The 20,190-nt window shown below is 61.4% G+C and carries 21 protein-coding genes and 1 pseudogene; 19 read left to right on the top strand and 3 right to left on the bottom strand.

From position 1 onward, the window contains the following. Positions 1-135: 135 nt before the first annotated feature. The 9 genes from argS (at position 136) to QRN46_RS22280 (ending at position 10,569) form a co-directional block, all read left to right on the top strand. The gene (argS, locus tag QRN46_RS22240; RefSeq protein WP_011332071.1) at positions 136-1,872 is read left to right on the top strand and encodes an arginine--tRNA ligase; all 1,737 of its coding nucleotides are present in this window, start codon (positions 136-138) and stop codon (positions 1,870-1,872) included. Between the two features lies 1 nt (position 1,873). After that, positions 1,874-2,590, top strand: coding sequence for an SPOR domain-containing protein (locus QRN46_RS22245; RefSeq protein ID WP_007952404.1), 717 nt, complete (start codon positions 1,874-1,876; stop codon positions 2,588-2,590). Positions 2,591-2,847: 257 nt separating this feature from the next. Beyond that, complete coding sequence (gene hslV / locus QRN46_RS22250; protein WP_003196958.1) at positions 2,848-3,378, top strand: ATP-dependent protease subunit HslV; 531 nt, start codon at positions 2,848-2,850, stop codon at positions 3,376-3,378. A 55-nt stretch (positions 3,379-3,433) separates the two neighbouring features. After that, positions 3,434-4,771 (top strand): ATP-dependent protease ATPase subunit HslU, encoded by a 1,338-nt coding sequence (gene hslU / locus QRN46_RS22255; RefSeq protein ID WP_007952406.1) that lies wholly within the window; start codon positions 3,434-3,436, stop codon positions 4,769-4,771. A gap of 76 nt (positions 4,772-4,847) precedes the next feature. After that, positions 4,848-5,225 (top strand): gamma-butyrobetaine hydroxylase family protein, encoded by a 378-nt coding sequence (locus QRN46_RS22260; protein ID WP_011332068.1) that lies wholly within the window; start codon positions 4,848-4,850, stop codon positions 5,223-5,225. A gap of 258 nt (positions 5,226-5,483) precedes the next feature. Beyond that, positions 5,484-7,163, top strand: a complete 1,680-nt coding sequence (gene phaC, locus QRN46_RS22265) for a class II poly(R)-hydroxyalkanoic acid synthase (RefSeq protein ID WP_011332067.1) — start codon at positions 5,484-5,486, stop codon at positions 7,161-7,163. A 68-nt stretch (positions 7,164-7,231) separates the two neighbouring features. Further along, positions 7,232-8,086, top strand: a complete 855-nt coding sequence (phaZ, locus tag QRN46_RS22270) for a poly(3-hydroxyalkanoate) depolymerase (RefSeq protein ID WP_007952412.1) — start codon at positions 7,232-7,234, stop codon at positions 8,084-8,086. Positions 8,087-8,237: 151 nt separating this feature from the next. After that, positions 8,238-9,920 (top strand): class II poly(R)-hydroxyalkanoic acid synthase, encoded by a 1,683-nt coding sequence (phaC, locus tag QRN46_RS22275; RefSeq protein WP_285357255.1) that lies wholly within the window; start codon positions 8,238-8,240, stop codon positions 9,918-9,920. Positions 9,921-9,948: 28 nt separating this feature from the next. After that, positions 9,949-10,569 carry a TetR/AcrR family transcriptional regulator gene (locus QRN46_RS22280; protein WP_007952414.1) on the top strand — a complete coding sequence of 207 codons (621 nt, stop codon included), beginning with the start codon at positions 9,949-9,951 and terminating at the stop codon, positions 10,567-10,569. Between the two features lie 102 nt (positions 10,570-10,671). Here the strand turns inward: QRN46_RS22280 and QRN46_RS22285 are convergent, their stop codons facing one another. The 3 genes from QRN46_RS22285 to QRN46_RS22295 all read right to left on the bottom strand — a co-directional run bounded on the left by QRN46_RS22285 (position 10,672) and on the right by QRN46_RS22295 (position 12,420). After that, positions 10,672-11,550 carry a phasin family protein gene (locus QRN46_RS22285; protein WP_011332065.1) on the bottom strand — a complete coding sequence of 293 codons (879 nt, stop codon included), beginning with the start codon at positions 11,548-11,550 and terminating at the stop codon, positions 10,672-10,674. 10 nt (positions 11,551-11,560) lie between these two features. Further along, positions 11,561-11,983: a phasin family protein gene (locus tag QRN46_RS22290; RefSeq protein ID WP_007952416.1), complete on the bottom strand. Its 423-nt coding sequence runs from the start codon at positions 11,981-11,983 to the stop codon at positions 11,561-11,563. Positions 11,984-12,144: 161 nt separating this feature from the next. Beyond that, a complete protein-coding gene (locus QRN46_RS22295; protein WP_011332064.1) occupies positions 12,145-12,420 on the bottom strand; it encodes a polyhydroxyalkanoic acid system family protein in 276 nt (91 codons plus the stop codon). A 165-nt stretch (positions 12,421-12,585) separates the two neighbouring features. Between QRN46_RS22295 and ubiE the strand changes: the two genes are divergently transcribed. The 10 genes and pseudogenes from ubiE to QRN46_RS29180 form a co-directional block, all read left to right on the top strand. After that, complete coding sequence (gene ubiE / locus QRN46_RS22300; protein ID WP_007952418.1) at positions 12,586-13,356, top strand: bifunctional demethylmenaquinone methyltransferase/2-methoxy-6-polyprenyl-1,4-benzoquinol methylase UbiE; 771 nt, start codon at positions 12,586-12,588, stop codon at positions 13,354-13,356. Continuing rightward, positions 13,356-13,979: a ubiquinone biosynthesis accessory factor UbiJ gene (locus QRN46_RS22305; RefSeq protein WP_007952419.1), complete on the top strand. Its 624-nt coding sequence runs from the start codon at positions 13,356-13,358 to the stop codon at positions 13,977-13,979. Before ubiE ends, QRN46_RS22305 begins: the two co-directional genes overlap by 1 nt. Next, positions 13,976-15,580 carry a ubiquinone biosynthesis regulatory protein kinase UbiB gene (gene ubiB, locus QRN46_RS22310; RefSeq protein WP_011332063.1) on the top strand — a complete coding sequence of 535 codons (1,605 nt, stop codon included), beginning with the start codon at positions 13,976-13,978 and terminating at the stop codon, positions 15,578-15,580. The genes QRN46_RS22305 and ubiB overlap by 4 nt, the downstream gene beginning before the upstream one ends. An 80-nt stretch (positions 15,581-15,660) precedes the next feature. Next, on the top strand, positions 15,661-16,062 hold the full coding sequence (hisI, locus tag QRN46_RS22315) for a phosphoribosyl-AMP cyclohydrolase (RefSeq protein WP_007909357.1): 402 nt from the start codon (positions 15,661-15,663) through the stop codon (positions 16,060-16,062). Then, positions 16,055-16,387 carry a phosphoribosyl-ATP diphosphatase gene (locus QRN46_RS22320; RefSeq protein WP_007952422.1) on the top strand — a complete coding sequence of 111 codons (333 nt, stop codon included), beginning with the start codon at positions 16,055-16,057 and terminating at the stop codon, positions 16,385-16,387. The genes hisI and QRN46_RS22320 overlap by 8 nt, the downstream gene beginning before the upstream one ends. Before the next feature lie 25 nt (positions 16,388-16,412). Then, positions 16,413-16,691 (top strand): twin-arginine translocase TatA/TatE family subunit, encoded by a 279-nt coding sequence (locus QRN46_RS22325; RefSeq protein WP_007952423.1) that lies wholly within the window; start codon positions 16,413-16,415, stop codon positions 16,689-16,691. Positions 16,692-16,701: 10 nt separating this feature from the next. Further along, a complete protein-coding gene (tatB, locus tag QRN46_RS22330) occupies positions 16,702-17,148 on the top strand; it encodes a Sec-independent protein translocase protein TatB (RefSeq protein WP_011332062.1) in 447 nt (148 codons plus the stop codon). Positions 17,149-17,404: 256 nt separating this feature from the next. Further along, on the top strand, positions 17,405-18,199 hold the full coding sequence (tatC, locus tag QRN46_RS22335; protein ID WP_011332061.1) for a twin-arginine translocase subunit TatC: 795 nt from the start codon (positions 17,405-17,407) through the stop codon (positions 18,197-18,199). After that, positions 18,196-18,903, top strand: a complete 708-nt coding sequence (locus tag QRN46_RS22340) for a 16S rRNA (uracil(1498)-N(3))-methyltransferase (protein ID WP_011332060.1) — start codon at positions 18,196-18,198, stop codon at positions 18,901-18,903. The genes tatC and QRN46_RS22340 overlap by 4 nt, the downstream gene beginning before the upstream one ends. A 224-nt stretch (positions 18,904-19,127) precedes the next feature. Further along, positions 19,128-20,072 (top strand): annotated as a pseudogene (locus QRN46_RS29180) (methyl-accepting chemotaxis protein); the annotation flags it as partial. Positions 20,073-20,190: the final 118 nt, after the last annotated feature.

Raw genomic sequence — 20,190 nt, forward strand, 5'->3', positions numbered from 1 at the left:
AAACCGGCCGAATTGTCACCACACATCCACATCCTGCCTGCTAAGGTTGGCAAGCCCGTCTTCGCAACGGATAATGCCCAGTTTTTCCACCCGCGCATCGATGCGCCGCCGCGCTTGCGGTCGAAAGAGAAGACCATGAAAGACACCATTCGCCAGCTGATCCAACAAGCCCTCACCCAACTCGTCAACGAAGGTGTGTTGCCTGAAGGCCTGACGCCGGCGATCCAGGTGGAAAACGCCCGGGACAAGACCCACGGCGACTTCGCCAGCAACATCGCGATGATGCTGGCCAAGCCTGCGGGCATGAAGCCACGCGACCTGGCGGAGAAAATCATCGCCGCCCTGCCGGCTGACGAGAACGTCACCAAGGCCGAAATCGCCGGTCCTGGCTTCATCAATTTCTTCCAGAACACCCAGGCGCTGGCCTCGCGCCTCGACGCGGCTCTGGCCGACGCTCACGTCGGCGTGCGCAAGGCCGGCCCGGCACAACGCACCGTGGTCGACCTGTCGGCACCGAACCTGGCCAAAGAGATGCACGTCGGCCACCTGCGCTCGACCATCATCGGCGACGGCGTGGCGCGGGTACTCGAATTCCTCGGCGACACCGTGATCCGTCAGAACCACGTCGGCGACTGGGGCACCCAGTTCGGCATGCTGATGGCGTACCTGCAGGAAAACCCGATCACCAGCGACGAGCTGTCGGACCTGGAAAACTTCTACCGCGCCGCCAAGCAACGCTTCGACGAATCGCCGGAATTCGCCGACCGCGCCCGTGGCCTGGTGGTCAAGTTGCAGGCCGGCGACGCTGAATGCCTGGCGCTGTGGACCAAGTTCAAGGACATCTCGCTGTCGCACTGCCAGAAGATCTATGAACTGCTCAACGTCAAACTGACCATGGCCGACGTGATGGGCGAAAGCGCCTACAACGACGACCTGATCAACGTGGTCAACGACCTGAAAGCCGCCGGCATGCTGGTCGAAAGCAACGGCGCCCAGTGCGTGTTCCTCGACGAATTCAAGAACGCCGAAGGCGAGCCGCTGCCGGTTATCATCGTCAAGGCTGACGGCGGCTACCTGTACGCCACCACCGACCTGGCGGCCGTGCGTTATCGCAGCGGCAAGCTGAAGGCCGACCGTGCGCTGTACTTCGTCGACCAGCGTCAGGCCCTGCACTTCCAGCAAGTGTTCGCCGTGGCGCGCAAGGCCGGTTTCGTGACCCATCCGATGGAAATGGAGCACATGGGCTTCGGCACCATGAACGGCGCCGACGGTCGTCCGTTCAAGACCCGAGATGGCGGCACCGTGAAGCTGATCGATCTTCTAACCGAAGCGCAGGAACGTGCCTACGCATTGGTAAAAGAGAAAAACCCGACACTGGCCGACGACGAACTGCGCAGCATCGCCAAGGTTGTGGGCATCGGCGCGGTGAAATACGCCGACCTTTCGAAGCACCGTACCAGCGACTACAGCTTCAACTTCGACCAGATGCTCAACCTCGAAGGCAACACCGCCCCGTACCTGCTGTACGCCTACACCCGCGTGGCCGGTGTGTTCCGCAAGCTTGAAAAGGAATACAGCGAAGTCGATGGCCAGATCGTCCTCGAAGCGCCGCAGGAACACGATCTGGCAGCCAAACTGGCGCAGTTCGGTGAAGTGCTGAACAACGTTGCGGAAAAGGGCACGCCACACACCCTGTGCACCTACCTGTACGAGGTGGCCGGCCTGTTCTCCAGCTTCTACGAGAAATGCCCGATCCTCACCGCCGAGACCCCGGCACAAATGCAAAGCCGTCTGCGCCTTGCCGCGCTGACCGGCCGTACCCTCAAGCAAGGCCTGGAACTGCTCGGCCTGGAAACCCTGGAGCGCATGTAAGTTGGCTGCCAAGAAAAAACCTGCACCCAAGCGTGGCGCCAGCCGTTACCAAGCTCCAGCGAAGCAACCGATCCCGGGTTGGCTGTGGATGGCCATCGGCCTGACGGTCGGCGCGTTCATCGTGTTTCTGATGAAACTGGAGCCGGGCAAGGGCAGCGACACGGTCAAGCGCGAGAAGATCGAGCAACAGCAACAACAGAAAGCCTCCAAGATCGCCGAGGCCAACAAGACCCCGCCGAGCCCGACGCAACCGGTGAAGCCGAAGTACGACTTCTACACCTTGCTGCCGGAATCGGAAGTGATCGTGCCGCCGGACGCGGTGCCTGAGAAAACCCTGCCGACGCCACAGGTGCCGGCAATCCCGACCACGCCGGTGACCCCGGCGGAAGCGGCGAAGATCGACACCGCACGGGCACAGGCTGCACTGGCCGGGATCACCCCGCCGCCAGCGCCGCCGGTGACCAAGGCTGCACCGGTGACCAAGTTCTTCCTGCAAGCCGGCTCGTTCCGCAAAGAGACGGATGCCGACAAGGTCCGCGCGCAGATCATTCTGCTCGGTCAGGCGGTCGCGGTTGAATCCGGGACGGTGAAGGATGAAACCTGGTATCGCGTACTGGTCGGCCCGTTCAGCAACCGCGAACAGTTGACCACCGCCCAGAAACAACTGGCGGGCGCCGGCTTCAGCAACCTGTTGTTACAACAACGCCAGAGCCGCTGATCCTCCTCACCGATCGTTCCCACGCTCTGCGTGGGAATGCAGCCCGGGACGCTCCGCGTCCCTTGCCGCAGGGACGCGGAGCCTCCATTGAGGCATTCCCACGCGGAGCGTGGGAACGATCACGTTGCTTTGCGTGGGAACGCCCCCGCGCAAACCACCGCTCGTCCCCTCTCCCGCCCCGCAGTTGAAATCCTCTCCACCACCCCCATATGAATGGGCATAAGGCATTTTCGCCCCGCAGTGTGGAGACTCTTCCCTTGACCACCATCGTTTCAGTCCGCCGCCACGGCAAAGTCGTCATGGGCGGCGACGGCCAGGTTTCTCTCGGCAATACCGTGATGAAAGGCAACGCGAAGAAAGTTCGTCGCCTGTACCACGGCGAAGTCATCGCCGGGTTCGCCGGTGCCACCGCCGACGCCTTTACCCTGTTCGAACGTTTCGAAGGCCAGCTTGAAAAACACCAGGGTCACCTGGTTCGCGCCGCCGTCGAACTCGCCAAAGAATGGCGCACCGACCGCTCCCTGAGCCGCCTCGAAGCGATGCTCGCGGTCGCCAACAAGGACGCATCCCTGATCATCACCGGCAACGGTGACGTGGTCGAACCCGAAGACGGCCTGATCGCCATGGGTTCCGGTGGCGCCTATGCGCAAGCCGCCGCCAGCGCGCTGCTGAAAAAGACCGACCTGTCGGCCCGCGAAATCGTCGAGACCGCTCTCGGCATCGCCGGCGACATCTGTGTATTCACCAACCACACCCAGACCATTGAGGAGCAGGATCTCGCTGAATGAGCCTGACGCGGCCCCTGTGCCACGGCTTGTTTCTGCTTGAGGACCGTCAATTATTATGTCCATGACTCCCCGCGAAATCGTCCACGAACTCAACCGCCACATCATCGGCCAGGACGATGCCAAACGCGCCGTCGCGATTGCCCTGCGCAACCGCTGGCGCCGCATGCAGCTGCCTGAAGAGCTGCGCGTTGAAGTGACCCCGAAGAACATCCTGATGATCGGCCCGACCGGTGTCGGTAAAACCGAGATCGCCCGTCGCCTGGCCAAACTGGCCAACGCGCCGTTCATCAAGGTCGAAGCGACCAAATTCACCGAAGTCGGCTACGTCGGCCGTGACGTCGAATCGATCATCCGTGATCTGGCCGACGCCGCGATCAAGATGCTGCGCGAGCAGGAAATGACCCGCGTTCGCCACCGTGCCGAAGACGCCGCCGAGGACCGTATTCTCGACGCCCTGCTGCCACCGGCACGCATGGGCTTCAGCAATGAAGAAGCGCCGACCCAGGATTCCAATACTCGCCAACTGTTCCGCAAGCGCCTGCGCGAAGGTCAGCTGGACGACAAGGAAATCGAGATCGAAGTCGCCGAAATGGCCGGCATCGAAATCGCCACGCCTCCGGGCATGGAAGAAATGACCAACCAGTTGCAGAACCTGTTCGCCAACATGGGCAAGGGCAAGAAGAAGGCCCGCAAGCTCAAGGTCAAGGAAGCGCTGAAACTGGTACGCGATGAAGAAGCCGGTCGCCTGGTCAACGAAGAAGAGTTGAAGGCCAAGGCCCTGGAAGCCGTCGAGCAGCACGGCATCGTATTCATCGACGAGATCGACAAGGTCGCCAAGCGCGGCAATGTCGGCGGCGCTGATGTGTCCCGCGAAGGCGTGCAACGTGACCTGCTGCCGCTGATCGAAGGCTGCACCGTCAACACCAAGCTGGGCATGGTCAAGACCGACCACATCCTGTTCATCGCCTCCGGTGCGTTCCACCTGAGCAAGCCGAGCGATCTGGTGCCGGAACTGCAAGGTCGTCTGCCGATCCGTGTGGAACTCAAGGCCCTGAGCCCGCAGGACTTCGAACGCATCCTCAGCGAACCGCACGCCTCGCTCACCGAGCAGTACTGCGCGCTGCTGAAAACCGAAGGCCTGAACATCCAGTTCCAGCCGGAAGGCATCAAGCGTCTGGCGGAAATCGCCTGGCAGGTCAACGAGAAGACCGAGAACATCGGTGCCCGTCGCCTGCACACACTGCTCGAGCGTCTGCTGGAAGAGGTGTCGTTCAGTGCCGGCGATCTGGCCAGCGCCCACGACGACAAAGCGATCCAGATCGACGCCGAGTACGTCAACAGCCACCTGGGCGAATTGGCGCAGAACGAAGACCTGTCCCGTTATATCCTGTAAGCCATACTTACAGTGGTCGTGAAACTGTGGGAGCCATCGGCTCCCACAATTTTTTCCACCTGACGGAACGCCGGCAATGACCCAACTCCCCACCGACATCAAACTGCACAAAGCCTCGAAAACCCTGTCGCTCAAATACGCGTCCGGCGAGGAGTACACCCTGCCCGCCGAATTCCTGCGCGTGCACTCCCCCTCCGCCGAGGTCCAGGGTCACGGAAAACCGATCCTGCAATTCGGCAAGCTGCACGTCGGCCTGACCAAGGTAGAACCGGCCGGTCAGTACGCACTGAAACTGACCTTCGACGACGGTCACGACAGCGGTCTGTTCACCTGGGATTACCTGTACGAGCTGGGGCGACGTCATGACGCACTCTGGGCGGATTATCTGGCCGAACTCAAAGCCGCCGGCAAAACCCGCGACCCGGACCAGTCCGTCGTCAAGCTGATGCTCTAGTCCGCGCCTCGGACTGTTTAGAGGGCATTTTCTAGATTCATCTGTTTGAATGCTCCGTTAAAGCGGCCCGGGATCGGCTGCTTGCGAAAAAAATCAATCTCGGGTAACCAATGGAACTGGCAAGTTCCCTGCAGTGCTCTACGACTGTAAAGCAGCTATGCAGAATCAACGGTCACCCGAGCAGTAGTACCTGGCATTGGCTGTGGAACTGCACAGCAGAAAACCGGGTACTCGTCTCAGGACAATGGAGCGTCGTAGATGAGTAACAAGAATAACGATGATTTGAAGTACCAGGCCTCGGAGAACACCCTGGGGCTGAATCCTGTCGTTGGGCTACGCGGAAAGGATCTGCTGGCCTCTGCTCGAATGGTGCTGACCCAGGCCATCAAACAACCGATCCATAGTGTCAAACACGTCACCCAGTTCGGCCTCGAACTGAAGAACGTGCTGTTCGGCAAATCCGACCTGCAACCGGCGGGCGATGACCGTCGCTTCGTCGATCCGGCGTGGAGTCAGAACCCGCTGTACAAACGTTATCTGCAGACCTACCTGGCGTGGCGCAAGGAACTCCATGCCTGGATCGACGACAGCAGCCTCTCGCCCAAGGACATCGCGCGCGGCCACTTCGTGATCAACCTGATGACCGAGGCCATGGCCCCGACCAACACGGCGGCCAACCCGGCGGCGGTCAAACGCTTCTTCGAGACCGGCGGCAAGAGCCTGCTCGACGGCCTCTCGCACCTGGCCAAGGATCTGGTGCACAACGGCGGCATGCCGAGCCAGGTCAACATGGGCGCGTTCGAGGTCGGCAAGAGCCTGGGCGTGACCGAAGGCGCGGTGGTGTTTCGCAACGACGTGCTGGAGCTGATCCAGTACAAGCCGATCACCGAGCAAGTGCACGAGCGCCCGCTGCTCGTCGTGCCGCCGCAGATCAACAAGTTCTATGTATTCGACCTGAGCCCGGACAAGAGCCTGGCGCGTTTCTGCCTGCGCAACAATGTGCAGACCTTCATCGTCAGCTGGCGCAACCCGACCAAGGAACAGCGCGAGTGGGGCCTCTCGACCTACATCGAAGCCCTGAAGGAAGCGGTCGACGTGGTCACCGCGATCACCGGCAGCAAGGACGTCAACATGCTTGGCGCCTGCTCCGGCGGCATCACCTGTACCGCCCTGCTCGGCCACTATGCCGCCACGGGCGAGAACAAGGTCAATGCCCTGACCCTGCTGGTCAGCGTGCTCGACACCACCCTCGACAGTGATGTCGCACTGTTCGTCGACGAGCAGACGCTGGAAATGGCCAAGCGACACTCCTATCAGGCCGGCGTGCTCGAAGGCAAAGACATGGCCAAAGTCTTTGCCTGGATGCGTCCCAACGATCTGATCTGGAACTACTGGGTCAACAACTACCTGCTCGGCAACGAGCCGCCGGTGTTCGACATCCTGTTCTGGAACAACGATACGACTCGACTGCCGGCCGCGTTCCACGGCGACCTGATCGAGATGTTCAAAAACAACCCACTGATCCGCCCCAATGCACTGGAAGTGTGCGGCACGCCGATCGACCTCAAGCAGGTGACCGCCGACATCTTCTCGCTGGCCGGCACCAACGACCACATCACCCCGTGGAAGTCCTGCTACAAGTCGGCGCAGCTGTTCGGTGGCAAGGTGGAATTCGTGCTGTCGAGCAGCGGGCATATCCAGAGCATTCTGAACCCGCCGGGCAACCCGAAATCGCGCTACATGACCAGCGATGAAATGACCGCCAATGCCGATGACTGGCAGGAGAACTCGACCAAGCACGCCGACTCCTGGTGGCTGTATTGGCAGGCATGGCAGGCCGCGCGTTCGGGCGAGCTGAAGAAGGCGCCGACCAAGCTGGGCAACAAGGCGTATCCGGCAGGCGAAGCTTCACCGGGCACTTACGTTCACGAGCGGTAACCGACACCCCTCACTCCCTGCGGGGAGTGAGGTGATCACTGAGATTGCGACCCACAGGGCCTTGAAGCATGCCGCACCCGTTCATCTTTCGAACTGTCGAGCTGGATGGCCAGACCATCCGCACGGCGGTCCGCCCCGGCAAGCCTCACTTGACGCCCTTGCTGATATTCAACGGCATCGGCGCCAACCTGGAGCTGGTGTTTCCTTTTGTCGCGGCGCTGGATCCGGATCTGGAAGTGATCGCCTTCGACGTGCCCGGTGTCGGCGGTTCCTCGACGCCGAGCCGGCCGTATCGCTTTCCGGGGCTGGCGAAGCTCACCGCGCGGATGCTCGATTACCTCGACTACGGACAGGTCAACGTGATCGGCGTGTCCTGGGGTGGCGCGCTGGCGCAACAGTTCGCCTACGACTATCCCGAGCGCTGCAAGAAGCTGGTGCTGGCGGCGACCGCTGCCGGTGCGGTGATGGTGCCGGGCAAGCCGAAAGTGCTGTGGATGATGGCCAGTCCGCGGCGCTATATCCAGCCGTCCCATGTGATCCGCATCGCCCCGATGATCTACGGCGGCTCGTTCCGCCGCGACCCGACACTCGCCGCCAGCCATGCGGCCAAGGTGCGTTCGGCGGGCAAGCTCGGCTACTACTGGCAACTGTTCGCGGGCCTGGGCTGGACCAGCATTCACTGGCTGCACAAGATCCACCAGCCGACCCTGGTGCTGGCCGGTGATGACGATCCGCTGATCCCGCTGATCAACATGCGCATGCTCGCCTGGCGAATCCCCAACGCGCAGCTGCACATCATCGACGACGGGCATCTGTTCCTGATTACCAGGGCCGAGGCGGTGGCGCCGATCATCATGAAATTCCTCCAGGAGGAACGTCAGCGTGCGGTGATGCATCCGCACCCGACACCGCTGGGCGGATAACCGTCCCGGCACGGATTTCTGGACAGCGTTTTGCAGCGCGTCTGGACAGGTGCGTGGCAGGAGGCCGCGCAAGCAGCAACCCGCAACAGCGTCTATGGTGTTCTGGTTCGGTGTGTTTGTTTTTGGCCTGAAGACGAAGGAGTGTTGAGTCATGCGTGACAAACCAGCGACGGGCGTCGTGCCCAGCCCCGCCGTGTTCATCAATGCACAGAGTGCCATGACCGGTCTGCGTGGCCGCGACCTGATCTCGACCTTGCGCAGCGTGGCAGCCCACGGCTTGCGCAATCCGATCCACAGTGCAAAACACGCCTTGAAGCTGGGAGGTGCGCTCGGACGCGTGCTGCTCGGCGAAACCCTGCACCCGACCAATCCGCAGGACAGCCGCTTCGCCGATCCGGCGTGGAGCCTGAACCCGTTCTATCGGCGCAGCCTGCAGGCTTATCTGACCTGGCAGAAACAGGTCAAGAGCTGGATCGACGAGAGCAGCATGAGTGACGACGACCGCGCCCGCGCGCATTTCGCCTTCACCCTGCTCAACGACGCCGTGGCGCCTTCCAACACCCTGCTCAATCCGCTGGCTGTGAAAGAACTGTTCAACTCCGGCGGCCACAGTCTGGTGCGCGGTCTCAGCCATCTGATTGATGACCTGCTGCACAACGACGGCCTGCCACGCCAGGTCACCAAACAAGCTTTCGAAGTCGGCAAGACCGTCGCCACCACCACCGGCTCGGTGGTGTTTCGCAATGAAATGCTCGAGCTGATCCAGTACCGGCCGATGAGCGAAAAACAGTATTCGAAACCGTTGCTGGTGGTGCCGCCGCAAATCAACAAGTACTACATTTTCGACCTCAGCCCGAGCAACAGCTTCGTCCAGTTCGCCCTGAAGAACGGTTTGCAGACCTTCATGATCAGCTGGCGCAACCCGGATGTGCGGCATCGCGAATGGGGCCTCTCGACCTACGTCGAAGCCGTGGAGGAAGCGATGAACATCTGCCGGGCGATCACCGGCGCCCGTGAGGTCAACCTGATGGGCGCCTGCGCCGGCGGGCTGACCATCGCGGCACTGCAAGGGCATCTGCAGGCCAAGCGGCAGTTGCGGCGAGTCTCCAGCGCCACCTATCTGGTGAGCCTGCTCGACAGTGAGATGAACACCCCGGCCACCCTGTTCGCCGATGAGCAAACGCTCGAAGCGGCCAAGCGGCGTTCCTATCAGAAAGGCGTGCTGGACGGCCGCGACATGGCCAAGGTGTTCGCCTGGATGCGCCCCAACGATTTGATCTGGAGTTATTTCGTCAACAACTATCTGCTGGGCAAGGAGCCGCCGGCGTTCGACATTCTCTACTGGAACAACGACAGCACCCGCCTGCCCGCCGCGTTTCACGGCGACATTCTGGACTTCTTCAAGCACAACCCGTTGACCCATCCGGGGGGCCTGGAAGTGTGCGGCACGCCGATCGACCTGCAGAAGGTCACGGTCGACAGTTTCAGCGTGGCCGGCATGAACGACCACATCACGCCGTGGGACGCGGTGTATCGCTCGACACTGTTGCTGGGCGGCGAGCGGCGCTTCGTGCTGTCCAACAGCGGCCACGTGCAGAGCATCCTCAACCCGCCGGGCAACCCGAAAGCCCATTACGTCGAGAACGGAAAGCTCAGCAGCGATCCGCGCGCCTGGTACTACGACGCCAAGAAAGTCGACGGCAGCTGGTGGCCGCAATGGCTGGAGTGGGTGCAGCAGCGCTCCGGCACCCTGCACGAAACCCGGATGACCCTCGGCAACGCCAATTATCCACCGATGGAAGCGGCACCCGGCACCTATGTGCGTGTGCGCTGACTGACCCAAGCCCTTTTAAGAAGACTGGATGAAAACAAGCGAACGGATCCTCGAATGTGCCCTGCAGTTGTTCAATGAAAAGGGCGAGCCGAACGTCTCCACCATGGAGGTTGCCAATGAGATGGGGATCAGCCCCGGCAACCTCTACTACCACTTCCACGGCAAGGAACCGCTGATTCTCGGGTTGTTCGAGCGTTTCCAGAACGACCTCGCCCCGCTGCTCGACCCGCCCGCTGATGTCGAACTGGCGCCGGAGGATTACTGGCTGTTCCTGCACCTGATCGTCGAACGGCTGGCGCAGTACCGCTTCCTGTTCCAGGACCTGTCGAACCTGGCCGGGCGTCTGCCGAAACTGGCCAAGGGCATTCGCCAGTTTCTCAACGTGCTCAAGCGTACGCTCGCGTCATTGCTGGCGCGGTTGAAGGCGTCGGGGCAGTTGGTCAGCGACACCCAGGCGCTGGGGCAACTGGTGGAGCAGATCACCATGACGCTGCTGTTCTCGCTGGACTATCAGCGGATTCTCGATCGCGAAGGGGAAGTGCGGCTGGTGGTGTACCAGATCATGATGCTGGTGGCGCCGCATCTGTTGCCACCGGTGAAGGTGGCGACGGAGAGGATGGCTTTGCAGTACCTCGAAGATCACGAGTAACGCCAAAGCCCCCTCTCCCTTGGGGAGAGGGGTAAGTTTTAAATCGCCCAAACAAAAACGCCCGACCTTCACAGGCCGGGCGTTTTTTTGAGCCCTGAAAAATCAGGACTGACTGGTTGGCGTCGACGGAGTCGATGCAGCAGTCGGAGCAGGCGCCGGGGTTGGAGCCGAGGCGGAGTTCGACGTGCTTGCCAGTGCTTGCGGTGTGGTCACCGGTTTTGGTGCTGCAGCTTTCGGCGCAGCGGCTTTCGGCGCGGCCGGTTTTTTCACTGCCGGTTTTTTCGCCGCAGCCGGTTTGGCGGCAGGCTTGGCAGCGGGTTTGGCGGCAGCGGTTTTCGCTGCTGGCTTGGCTGCTGACTTGGCCGCAGGTTTGGCGGCTGGTTTTGCTGCCGGCTTGGCGGCGGCCTTGGCGGCAACCGGTTTGGCCGCGGCTTTCGCTGCAGGCTTGGCGGCAGCGGTTTTGGCTGCTGCTTTTGCGGCCGGCTTGGCGGCGGCTTTAGCCAGTGGCTTGGCTGCGGCTTTGGCCGCAGGCTTGGCTGCTGCGGTTTTGGCCGCGACAGGCTGAGCTTTCAGGCCGGTGAGTTTTTCGATCTGCCTGGTCAGGGTATCGACCTTCTTGTGCAGATCCTTCACCTCGTTGCGGCTCGGTACGCCCAGGCGCGAAATCGCACTGTTCAGGCGCTTGTCGAAAGCCCCTTCCAGCTGATCCCAGGTGCCCAGCGCGCGATCTTTCACGCCGCTGATGCGCGATTTTGCCGAGCTTGCAGAATCCTTGGCAGCATCGACTTTCTTGCCGACTGCAGCCTTGGTGAGCTTCTCGGCTTTCTCGCCGTCTTTGACCAATGTATCGAAGAGCTTGCTGCCGTCAGTGTCGATCTTCGAGTACACGCCTAAACCAGCCAGCCAGATCTTGCGGGAATAGTCTTCGACTTTTCCGATCCACGAGCTGCCTTCTTTATCGGTGTTCTTTTTACCAGCCATCCCGTTCTCCTTAAGATTTACGCGCGACGCGTTCGAGCAATGCCGTCAGCTCATCGAGCTTAGCAGAGAGTGCCTCAACGTCATGTTTAGACGGAATGCCGATACGATTCAAGGCACTGGCGACACGTGTGTCGAAGGCCTTCTCGACCTTGTCCAGCTGAACTTCGACCCGGCCTTTGAAAGAGCTGACTTCGCTCTTGGCTTCATCGATCTCGGCGTTGGCTGCTTCGAGTTTTTCGGTGACGGCTTTTTTGCCTTTCTTTTCAACAGTTTGACCAGCCTTGATCAACTCCTGAAAGTACTCGCTGCCCTCCTGACCGACCTTGGTGTAGGCCCCCAGGCCTGCCAGCCAGATCTTGCGGGCATAGGATTTGACGTCGCTCAGAGCGGAAGTCGAAGCGTCGATTTTTTTCTTCAAAATGACTTTGGCCATGGTGCACCTCACGCGCAGAAGGTTTGAGGAACTGCCCTGACGAGTGTCGGGCTCAGGCACAAAGTAGGGAGAAAAATTAGAAACGGCACCCTAACAACTGACATAAAAGGCAGGTGCACGAGAAAAAAACGGGGAGCCCAAAGCTCCCCGTTTTGTCCTGATCAGACCAGCGCTTTATCCAGCGCCTTTTCGATCTCGGCTTTGATCATGCCGCTCATGGCCGACATCATCAGGCCCAGTTCGACGTCGACCCGGATCGAATCCTCGGCCACATGCACCGCGCCCTTCACGCCCGAACGCTTGAGGTTCAGGACATCGCCCGACCACTGCGGCTCCAGGCCATATTGATCGGAGAGTTTCTGCGCCAGTTTTTCGGCTTTCTCGCGGGCCGCTTCCTTGCCCAGGCTGTGGGCACGCTCAACACTGATATGGGCCATTGAATGACTCCTGCTTTTTGAATGGGGCTATGAATGCCTGCAACGAATCTTGACCGCCACTGCGGCAAATCGTCCCGAAGGTTGCCCATCTTACCTTTAGCCATTCCAAGACAAAGCATGGCTTGGGGATTAGAATGTCGCGCATTCTCTTTTGGTGACAGCGATATGACTGATCAGCGCAAAGGCAGCGATGCCGAACCCACCACTCACTTCGGCTTCAAAAACGTTCCGGAAAGCCAGAAAGCGGAAAAAGTCGCTGAGGTGTTCCACTCCGTGGCCGCCAAGTACGACCTGATGAACGACCTTCTGTCGGGCGGCATGCACCGTCTGTGGAAGCGTTTCGCGATCGAACTGTCGGGCGTACGCGCCGGCAATCGCGTGCTGGACATCGCCGGCGGCACGGGCGATCTGACCAAGAAGTTCTCGCACCTGGTCGGCCCGACCGGTCAGGTGGTGCTGGCCGACATCAACGAATCCATGCTCAAGGTCGGTCGTGACCGCCTGCTGGATGTCGGCGTGTCGGGCAATGTCGAGTTCGTTCAGGCCGACGCTGAAAAGCTGCCGTTCCCGGACAACCACTTTGACTGCGTGACCATCGCCTTCGGCCTGCGCAACGTGACGCACAAGGAAGACGCCCTGCGTTCGATGCTGCGCGTCCTCAAGCCGGGCGGCCGCCTGCTGGTGCTGGAATTCTCCAAGCCGACCAACGCGCTGATGTCCAAGGCCTACGACGCCTACTCGTTCGCCTTCATGCCGCTGATGGGCAAGCTGATCACCAATGACTCGGAAAGCTATCGCTACCTGGCCGAATCGATCCGCATGCACCCGAATCAAGAAACCCTGAAGTCGATGATGGTCGACGCCGGTTTCGACCGCGTGACCTATCACAACATGACCGCAGGCATCGTCGCCCTGCACCGCGGCATCAAACCCTGATGCTGCTGACCGGGCTGCTCGCCAGCGTCGAACTCGGCCTCAACCGTGTGCTGCGTCTCGACAGCACGGCGCTGCCGCGACTGGCGCATCTGACCGGCAAAGTGATTGCCGTGGATTGCCGCAGCCCGGCGCTGCAACTGTTCATCCTGCCGAGCGACGAAGGCCTGATGCTGGCGTCCCACTGGGAAACCGGCGTCGACTGCACCCTGCGCGCCCCGGCCTCGAGCCTGGTGAAACTGGCCCTGAGCAAGGACAAGACGGCGGTGCTGCACGCACCGGAAGTCGAACTCGACGGTGACAGCGGCGTGCTGCTGGAACTGGCCGGCGTACTACAGGACCTCGAGCTGGACTGGGAGTACGAACTCTCGCGCTGGCTGGGCCCGGTCGCCACGCAACTGGTCGGCGGTCACCTGCGCAGCCGCGCCCGCTGGTATCAACAAGGATTTGCCAGCCTCAACCAGAACCTCGCCGAATACCTGGCCGAAGAATCGCGCACCCTCGTCGGGCAGCGCGAAGCCGAAGCCCGTTTCAGCGAACTGGACCGGATCAAACTCGATCTGGAACGTCTCGAGGCGCGCTTCGAGCGCCTTTCCCGATCCCTCGACCCAAGCGATAACGCATGAAGCTGCTCGCCGTCCGCCGTCTGTTGCGCATCCAGCGCGTCGTGATCCGCTACCGCCTCGATGACCTGCTGTTCGATCTGCCTTTGCCGTGGTTCCTGCTGGCGTTGCGCTACGTCCTGCCGTGGCGCTGGTTTCCGCGCAAGCCGCTGGAGCTCAGTCGTGGGGCACGCCTGCGCCTGGCGCTGCAGGACCTGGGACCGATCTTCATCAAGTTCGGGCAGATCCTTTCGACCCGCCGCGACCTGCTGCCGGAAGACATCGCCGATGAGCTGATGCGGTTGCAGGACCGCGTGCCGCCGTTCGATTCGCAGCTGTCGGTCAAGCTGATCGAAGAGCAACTGGGCAAGAAGATCAGCGAAGTGTTCAGTCGCTTCGACGTCGAACCGCTGGCCTCGGCCTCGGTGGCGCAGGTACACGCCGCGCAACTGAAGACCGGCGAAGAAGTGGTGGTCAAGGTGATCCGCCCGGGCCTGAAACCGATCATCGCGCAGGATCTGGCGTGGCTGTTCATCCTCGCCCGCGCTGCCGAAAAGGTCTCGGCCGACGCCCGCCTGCTGCACCCGGTGGACGTGGTCAGCGACTACGAAAAAACCATCTACGACGAACTCGACCTGTTGCGCGAGGCAGCCAACGCCAGCCAGTTGAAGCGCAACTTCGAAGGCTCGCCGCTGCTGTATGTGCCGCAAGTCTATTGGGACTGGTGCCGGCCGAAAGTGCTGGTGATGGAGCGCATCTACGGGATTCAGGTGACGGATCTGGCGACCCTCGCCGACCAGCGCACCGACATGAAAATGCTCGCCGAGCGCGGCGTGGAGATCTTCTTCACCCAGGTGTTCCGCGACAGTTTCTTCCACGCCGACATGCACCCGGGCAACATCTTCGTCAGCACCGTCAATCCGTGGAGCCCGCAGTACATCGCGATCGACTGCGGCATCGTCGGCAGCCTGACCCCGGAAGACCAGGACTATCTGGCGCGCAACCTGTTCGCCTTCTTCAAGCGCGACTACCGCCGCGTGGCGCAATTGCACATCGATTCGGGCTGGGTGCCGGCGGAAACCAAGCTCAACGAATTCGAAGCGGCGATCCGTACCGTGTGCGAGCCGATCTTCGAAAAACCATTAAAAGATATTTCATTTGGCCAGGTGCTGATGCGCCTGTTCCAGACCGCGCGCCGCTTCAACATGGAAGTGCAGCCGCAACTCGTATTGCTGCAAAAGACCCTGCTGAATATCGAAGGCCTGGGCCGTCAGCTGTACCCGGACCTCGATCTGTGGAACACCGCGCAGCCGTTCCTCGAACGCTGGATGCGCGAGCGCGTCAGCCCGAAAGCCTTGCTCGGCAACGTCCAGAGCCAGTTCGAACAACTGCCGCACCTGGCCAACATGGCTCGCGACCTGCTCGAACGCATGTCCCAGCCCCACGCCAACGACCCGCCACCGCCGTGGAAAAAACGCAAGGACGACTGGTTCCTGCGCCTGCTCGGCAGCGCCCATCTGGCGGGCGGTACGATCCTCGCCGCCGGGGGCCCGTTGCACGAACTGGGGCATTGGCCCGCCGGGATCATGGTGGCAGTCGGCTTGTATCTGGTCGTTCGCCGATAGCCAGTTCCGTGATCGGCTGGCACACTGTTTCAACGCCTGAACCCGACTATTGAAGTGTGGGTTCGCTGTCGGAGTCGAAGATGAAAAACTGGCTGGACGAGATCAAGTGGGACGCCGATGGCCTGGTGCCGGCGATTGCCCAGGATCACAAGACCGGACGCGTATTGATGATGGCCTGGATGAACCGCGAAGCCCTGGAGCTGACCGCGGCGGAAAACCGTGCCATCTATTGGTCACGTTCCCGTGGCAAGCTGTGGCGCAAGGGCGAAGAGTCCGGCCACGTACAGACGCTGCATGAAATGCGTCTGGACTGCGACGCCGACGTCATCATCCTGATGGTCGAGCAGATCGGCGACATTGCTTGCCATACCGGCCGTCAAAGCTGCTTCTACCGCGTCTTCGAAAACGGCGACTGGAAAACGGTCGACCCGGTCCTGAAAGACCCGCACGCTATTTACTCCGCAGGACACAAACATGAGTGACACCCTGACCCGCCTCGCTCAGGTGCTGGAAGAGCGCAAGGGCGCTGCTGCCGACAGTTCGTATGTGGCTAGTCTGTATCACAAGGGCTTGAACAAGATTCTGGAAAAGGTCGGCGAAGAATCGGTCGAAACGATCATCGCCGCCAAGGACGCCGCCGTCAGCGGCGACTGCAGCGACGTGATCTACGAGACCGCCGACCTGTGGTTCCACAGCATGGTCATGCTTGCCCAGCTGGGGCAGCATCCGCAGGCGGTGCTGGATGAACTGGATCGCCGTTTCGGCCTGTCCGGACACGTCGAGAAAGCCTCGCGCCCGTCCGCCTGAACAACTTCAAGAGAGGAACAGCAACATGGGCATTTTTGACTGGAAACACTGGATCGTCATCCTGGTGGTCGTGGTACTGGTGTTCGGTACCAAGAAACTGAAGAACCTCGGCACCGACGTTGGCGAGTCGATCAAGGGCTTCCGTAAAGCCATGAACGACGACGAAAAACCGGCCGATCCGACCGTCACGCCTGCGCAACCGGTACCGCCGGTACAGCCGCAAGCCACCGCTCAGGCCAACCCGCCGCACACCATCGACGTGCAGGCGCAGAAAGTCGAAGAGCCGATCCGCAAAGACGTGTGAGCACTGACTAATGTTTGGTATCAGCTTCTCTGAACTGCTGCTCGTCGGCCTCGTCGCCCTGCTGGTGCTGGGCCCCGAGCGTCTGCCGGGCGCTGCACGCACCGCCGGCCTGTGGGTCGGGCGGCTGAAGCGCAGCTTCAACGCGATCAAACAGGAAGTTGAGCGTGAAATCGGTGCCGACGAAATCCGTCGGCAACTGCACAACGAGCACATCCTGTCACTGGAACAGGAGGCGCGGAAGATTTTCACGCCGGTTCAGCAGGAGCCGACGCCGGTCGAGCACGTGGGTGAGCAGACGATTCACAGCCCTGCCGCTCCAACGCCAGCGGCACCTGCTGTAGCGCCAACCGAATCAGCGCCTGTCGTCGCGCCAGCCTCGGTTGAACACGTAGCCCAAACCGCCGCGCCGACCACACCAGCGCCAAACGACACCACTCAGCCGCCGCGAGCCCCATGACAAGGGCCTGTCATCGGTCATTTCCTGTGTCGCGTTGTCGCCTGAAAGCGGGCCAGGCAAGGCGTAGTCCGCAGGGAATGTGTTTTACCTTTCCAAGGACTACAACGCAGCCTGGCCCGCTTTCAGGCACAACCCGAAGGGCCGGCCTGTATTTGCGCAGGGCTGCGTTACTCGTTGCTTATTTGAAACGCCAAACTACGCGCCTCGCGCCTTGCCCTGCGCAAATACGGGCTCGGCGCGACACAGGAAATGACCGATGACAGGCCCTAGCCTCCCCGAAAACGACCAGCACATGCCGCTGGTTTCGCACCTCACCGAGTTGCGCACCCGCCTGCTGCGTTGCGTGGCGGCGATCTTCATCATCTTTGCCGGGCTGTTTGCCTTCACCCAGCAGATCTACACCTTCGTCTCGACGCCGCTGCGCGAATACCTGCCGGCCGGCGCGACGATGATCGCCACCGACGTGTCGTCGCCGTTCCTGACGCCGCTGAAACTGACGATGATGGTCTCACTGTTCCTGGCGATTCCGGTGATCCTGCATCAGATCTGGGGCTTCATCGCACCGGGTCTGTACAAGCACGAGAAGCGTGTCGCAGTGCCGTTGCTGATCTCCAGCATCCTGCTGTTCTACACCGGCATGGCGTTCGCCTACTTCTTCGTGTTCCCGCTGATCTTCAAGTTCTTCGCCTCGGCCACCCCGGCCGGCGTGGAAATGATGACCGACATCACCAGTTACCTCGATTTCGTCATGACGCTGTTCTTCGCCTTCGGCGTGGCGTTCGAAATCCCGGTGGCCGTGGTGCTGCTGGTGTGGATCGGCGTGGTCGACGTCAAATACCTGAAGAAGATCCGTCCGTACGTGATCATCGGCTGCTTCGTGGTCGGCATGATCCTGACCCCGCCGGACATCTTCTCCCAGACCCTGCTGGCCGTGCCGATGTGGATGCTGTTCGAAGTCGGCATCCTCTTCGGCAGTCTGGTCAGCAAGCGCGAGCGCCCGGAAGAAACCGCCGACGATCACAACGACCAGCCGCCAGCGACTCAGCCATGAACCTGCTGCTGCTCGAAGAGGCCGACTTCATTGCGGCCGACCGCGTCGTGCTGCGTGATCGGCGCCTGACCCACATGCAGGAAGTCCACCGTTCGGAAGTCGGCGACAGCCTGCGGGTCGGGTGCATTGGCGGGCTGATGGGCTCGGCCGAGCTTTTGCGCCTTGACGCGGGCGAAGCCGAGCTGCGAGTCAACCTCGATCAACCGCCACCGGCCAAACTGCCGCTGACCCTGGTGCTCGCCCTGCCCCGCCCGAAGATGCTGCGCCGGGTGTTCCAGACCGTGGCGACCATGGGCGTGTCGAAGGTGATTCTGGTCAACAGCTACCGGGTCGAGAAAAGCTTCTGGCAGACGCCGTTCCTCGAACCGGACGCCATCCGCGAACAACTGATCCTCGGCCTCGAACAGGCTCGGGATACGGTGCTGCCGGAGATCATCATCGAGAAGCGCTTCAAGCCGTTCGTCGAAGATCGCCTGCCGGCCATCACCGACGGCACCCTCGGTCTGGTCGGTCATCCGGGCAACTTCCCGCCCTGCCCCCGCGCCCTGAACGAACCGGTGACCCTGGCCATCGGCCCCGAGGGTGGCTGGATTCCCTACGAAATCGATCTGCTGGCCAAGGCCGGGCTGCAACCGGTGCAACTGGGCGAGCGAATCCTGCGGGTCGAAACCGCCGTCACCGCGCTGCTCGCCCGGCTGTTCTGAGCGCTTCTGTTCTAAGCGCTTCGCCAGACAAAAGGCGTTACAGATTGCCATCATGCGGCCGATACACTCCCCATAAGTCCAATTAGTGGTCCGAGGGGAGTCGTCGCATGTACCGTTGGTTAGCCGAGAGTCTTGGAAACGTCAGCGTCAAACGTAAGCTTGGAATCGGTTTCGGCCTGGTGCTGCTGCTGACCCTGTTGATCACCTTCACCGGCTGGACCGGCATGAGCGGGATCATCAGCCGGGGTGACAAGCTCGGGTTCATCTCCAGCCTCAACGAGCTGACCAAAGACCTGCGCCTGGCACGCCTGGACTATGAAGCCCGCCGTGGCGAACAGGGCCCTGGCGCGGTCAACGACCTGCTCGGCAAGCTCGACAGCGGCCTGCAAAGCGCGCGCGGCATGATCGAGCAACCGTCCGACGTGGCCATGATCGACCAGCAACTCGCGGCGGTCGCCGAGTACAAACGCGCCTTTGCCGACATGACCCAGGCCACCGTGCAGCGTGAAGACGCCCGCAGCAAACTCGGCGCCAGCGCCGATAACGCCGTGGCCAAGGTCAGCGAAGTCGAGAAATCCCTGCTGCAAGGCGACAGCGTTGCGCAATTCAACAGCGTGATCGAGCTGAGCAAACTGCTGCAGCAGGCGCGCTATCAGGTGCGCGGCTACACCTACAGCGGCAAGGCCGAAGCCGAACAACCGGCGCTGGATGCCATCGCCGCCGCCCTGAACAATCTGGAAAGCCTGCCGAGCAAACTGCCCGAGCAACACATCGCCAACCTGCAACAGGCCACCGAATCGCTGAAGGCTTATCGCGCCGCCGTCAGCCAGTTCCGCGACTCCCAGGTGAACAACGCGAAGGCCATGGCGCGAATGACCGCTCAGGGCGACATCCTGCTCGACGTCAGCAAGAAACTTACCGAATCTCAGACCATCGTCCGCGACACCGATGCCGCGCACGCCAAAAACATGCTGATGATCGCCACCCTGCTGGCCCTGGCCTTCGGTCTGCTGGCGGCCTGGGCGATCACCCGGCAGATCATCATTCCGCTGGAGCAAACCCTGAAAGTCGCCGAGCGCGTGGCCGCCGGTGACCTGACCCACAATCTGGTATCCCTGCGCCGCGATGAACTTGGTCAACTGCAACGCTCGATGCAGAGCATGACTCAGGGCCTGCGCGAATTGATCGGCGGCATCAGCGACGGCGTGACCCAGATCGCCAGCGCCGCCGAAGAATTGTCCGCCGTGACCGAGCAGACCAGCGCCGGGGTCAACAATCAGAAAATCG

It is taken from the genome of Pseudomonas sp. lyk4-R2A-10 (genome assembly GCF_030209075.1).
Classification (GTDB): domain Bacteria; phylum Pseudomonadota; class Gammaproteobacteria; order Pseudomonadales; family Pseudomonadaceae; genus Aquipseudomonas; species Aquipseudomonas glycinae.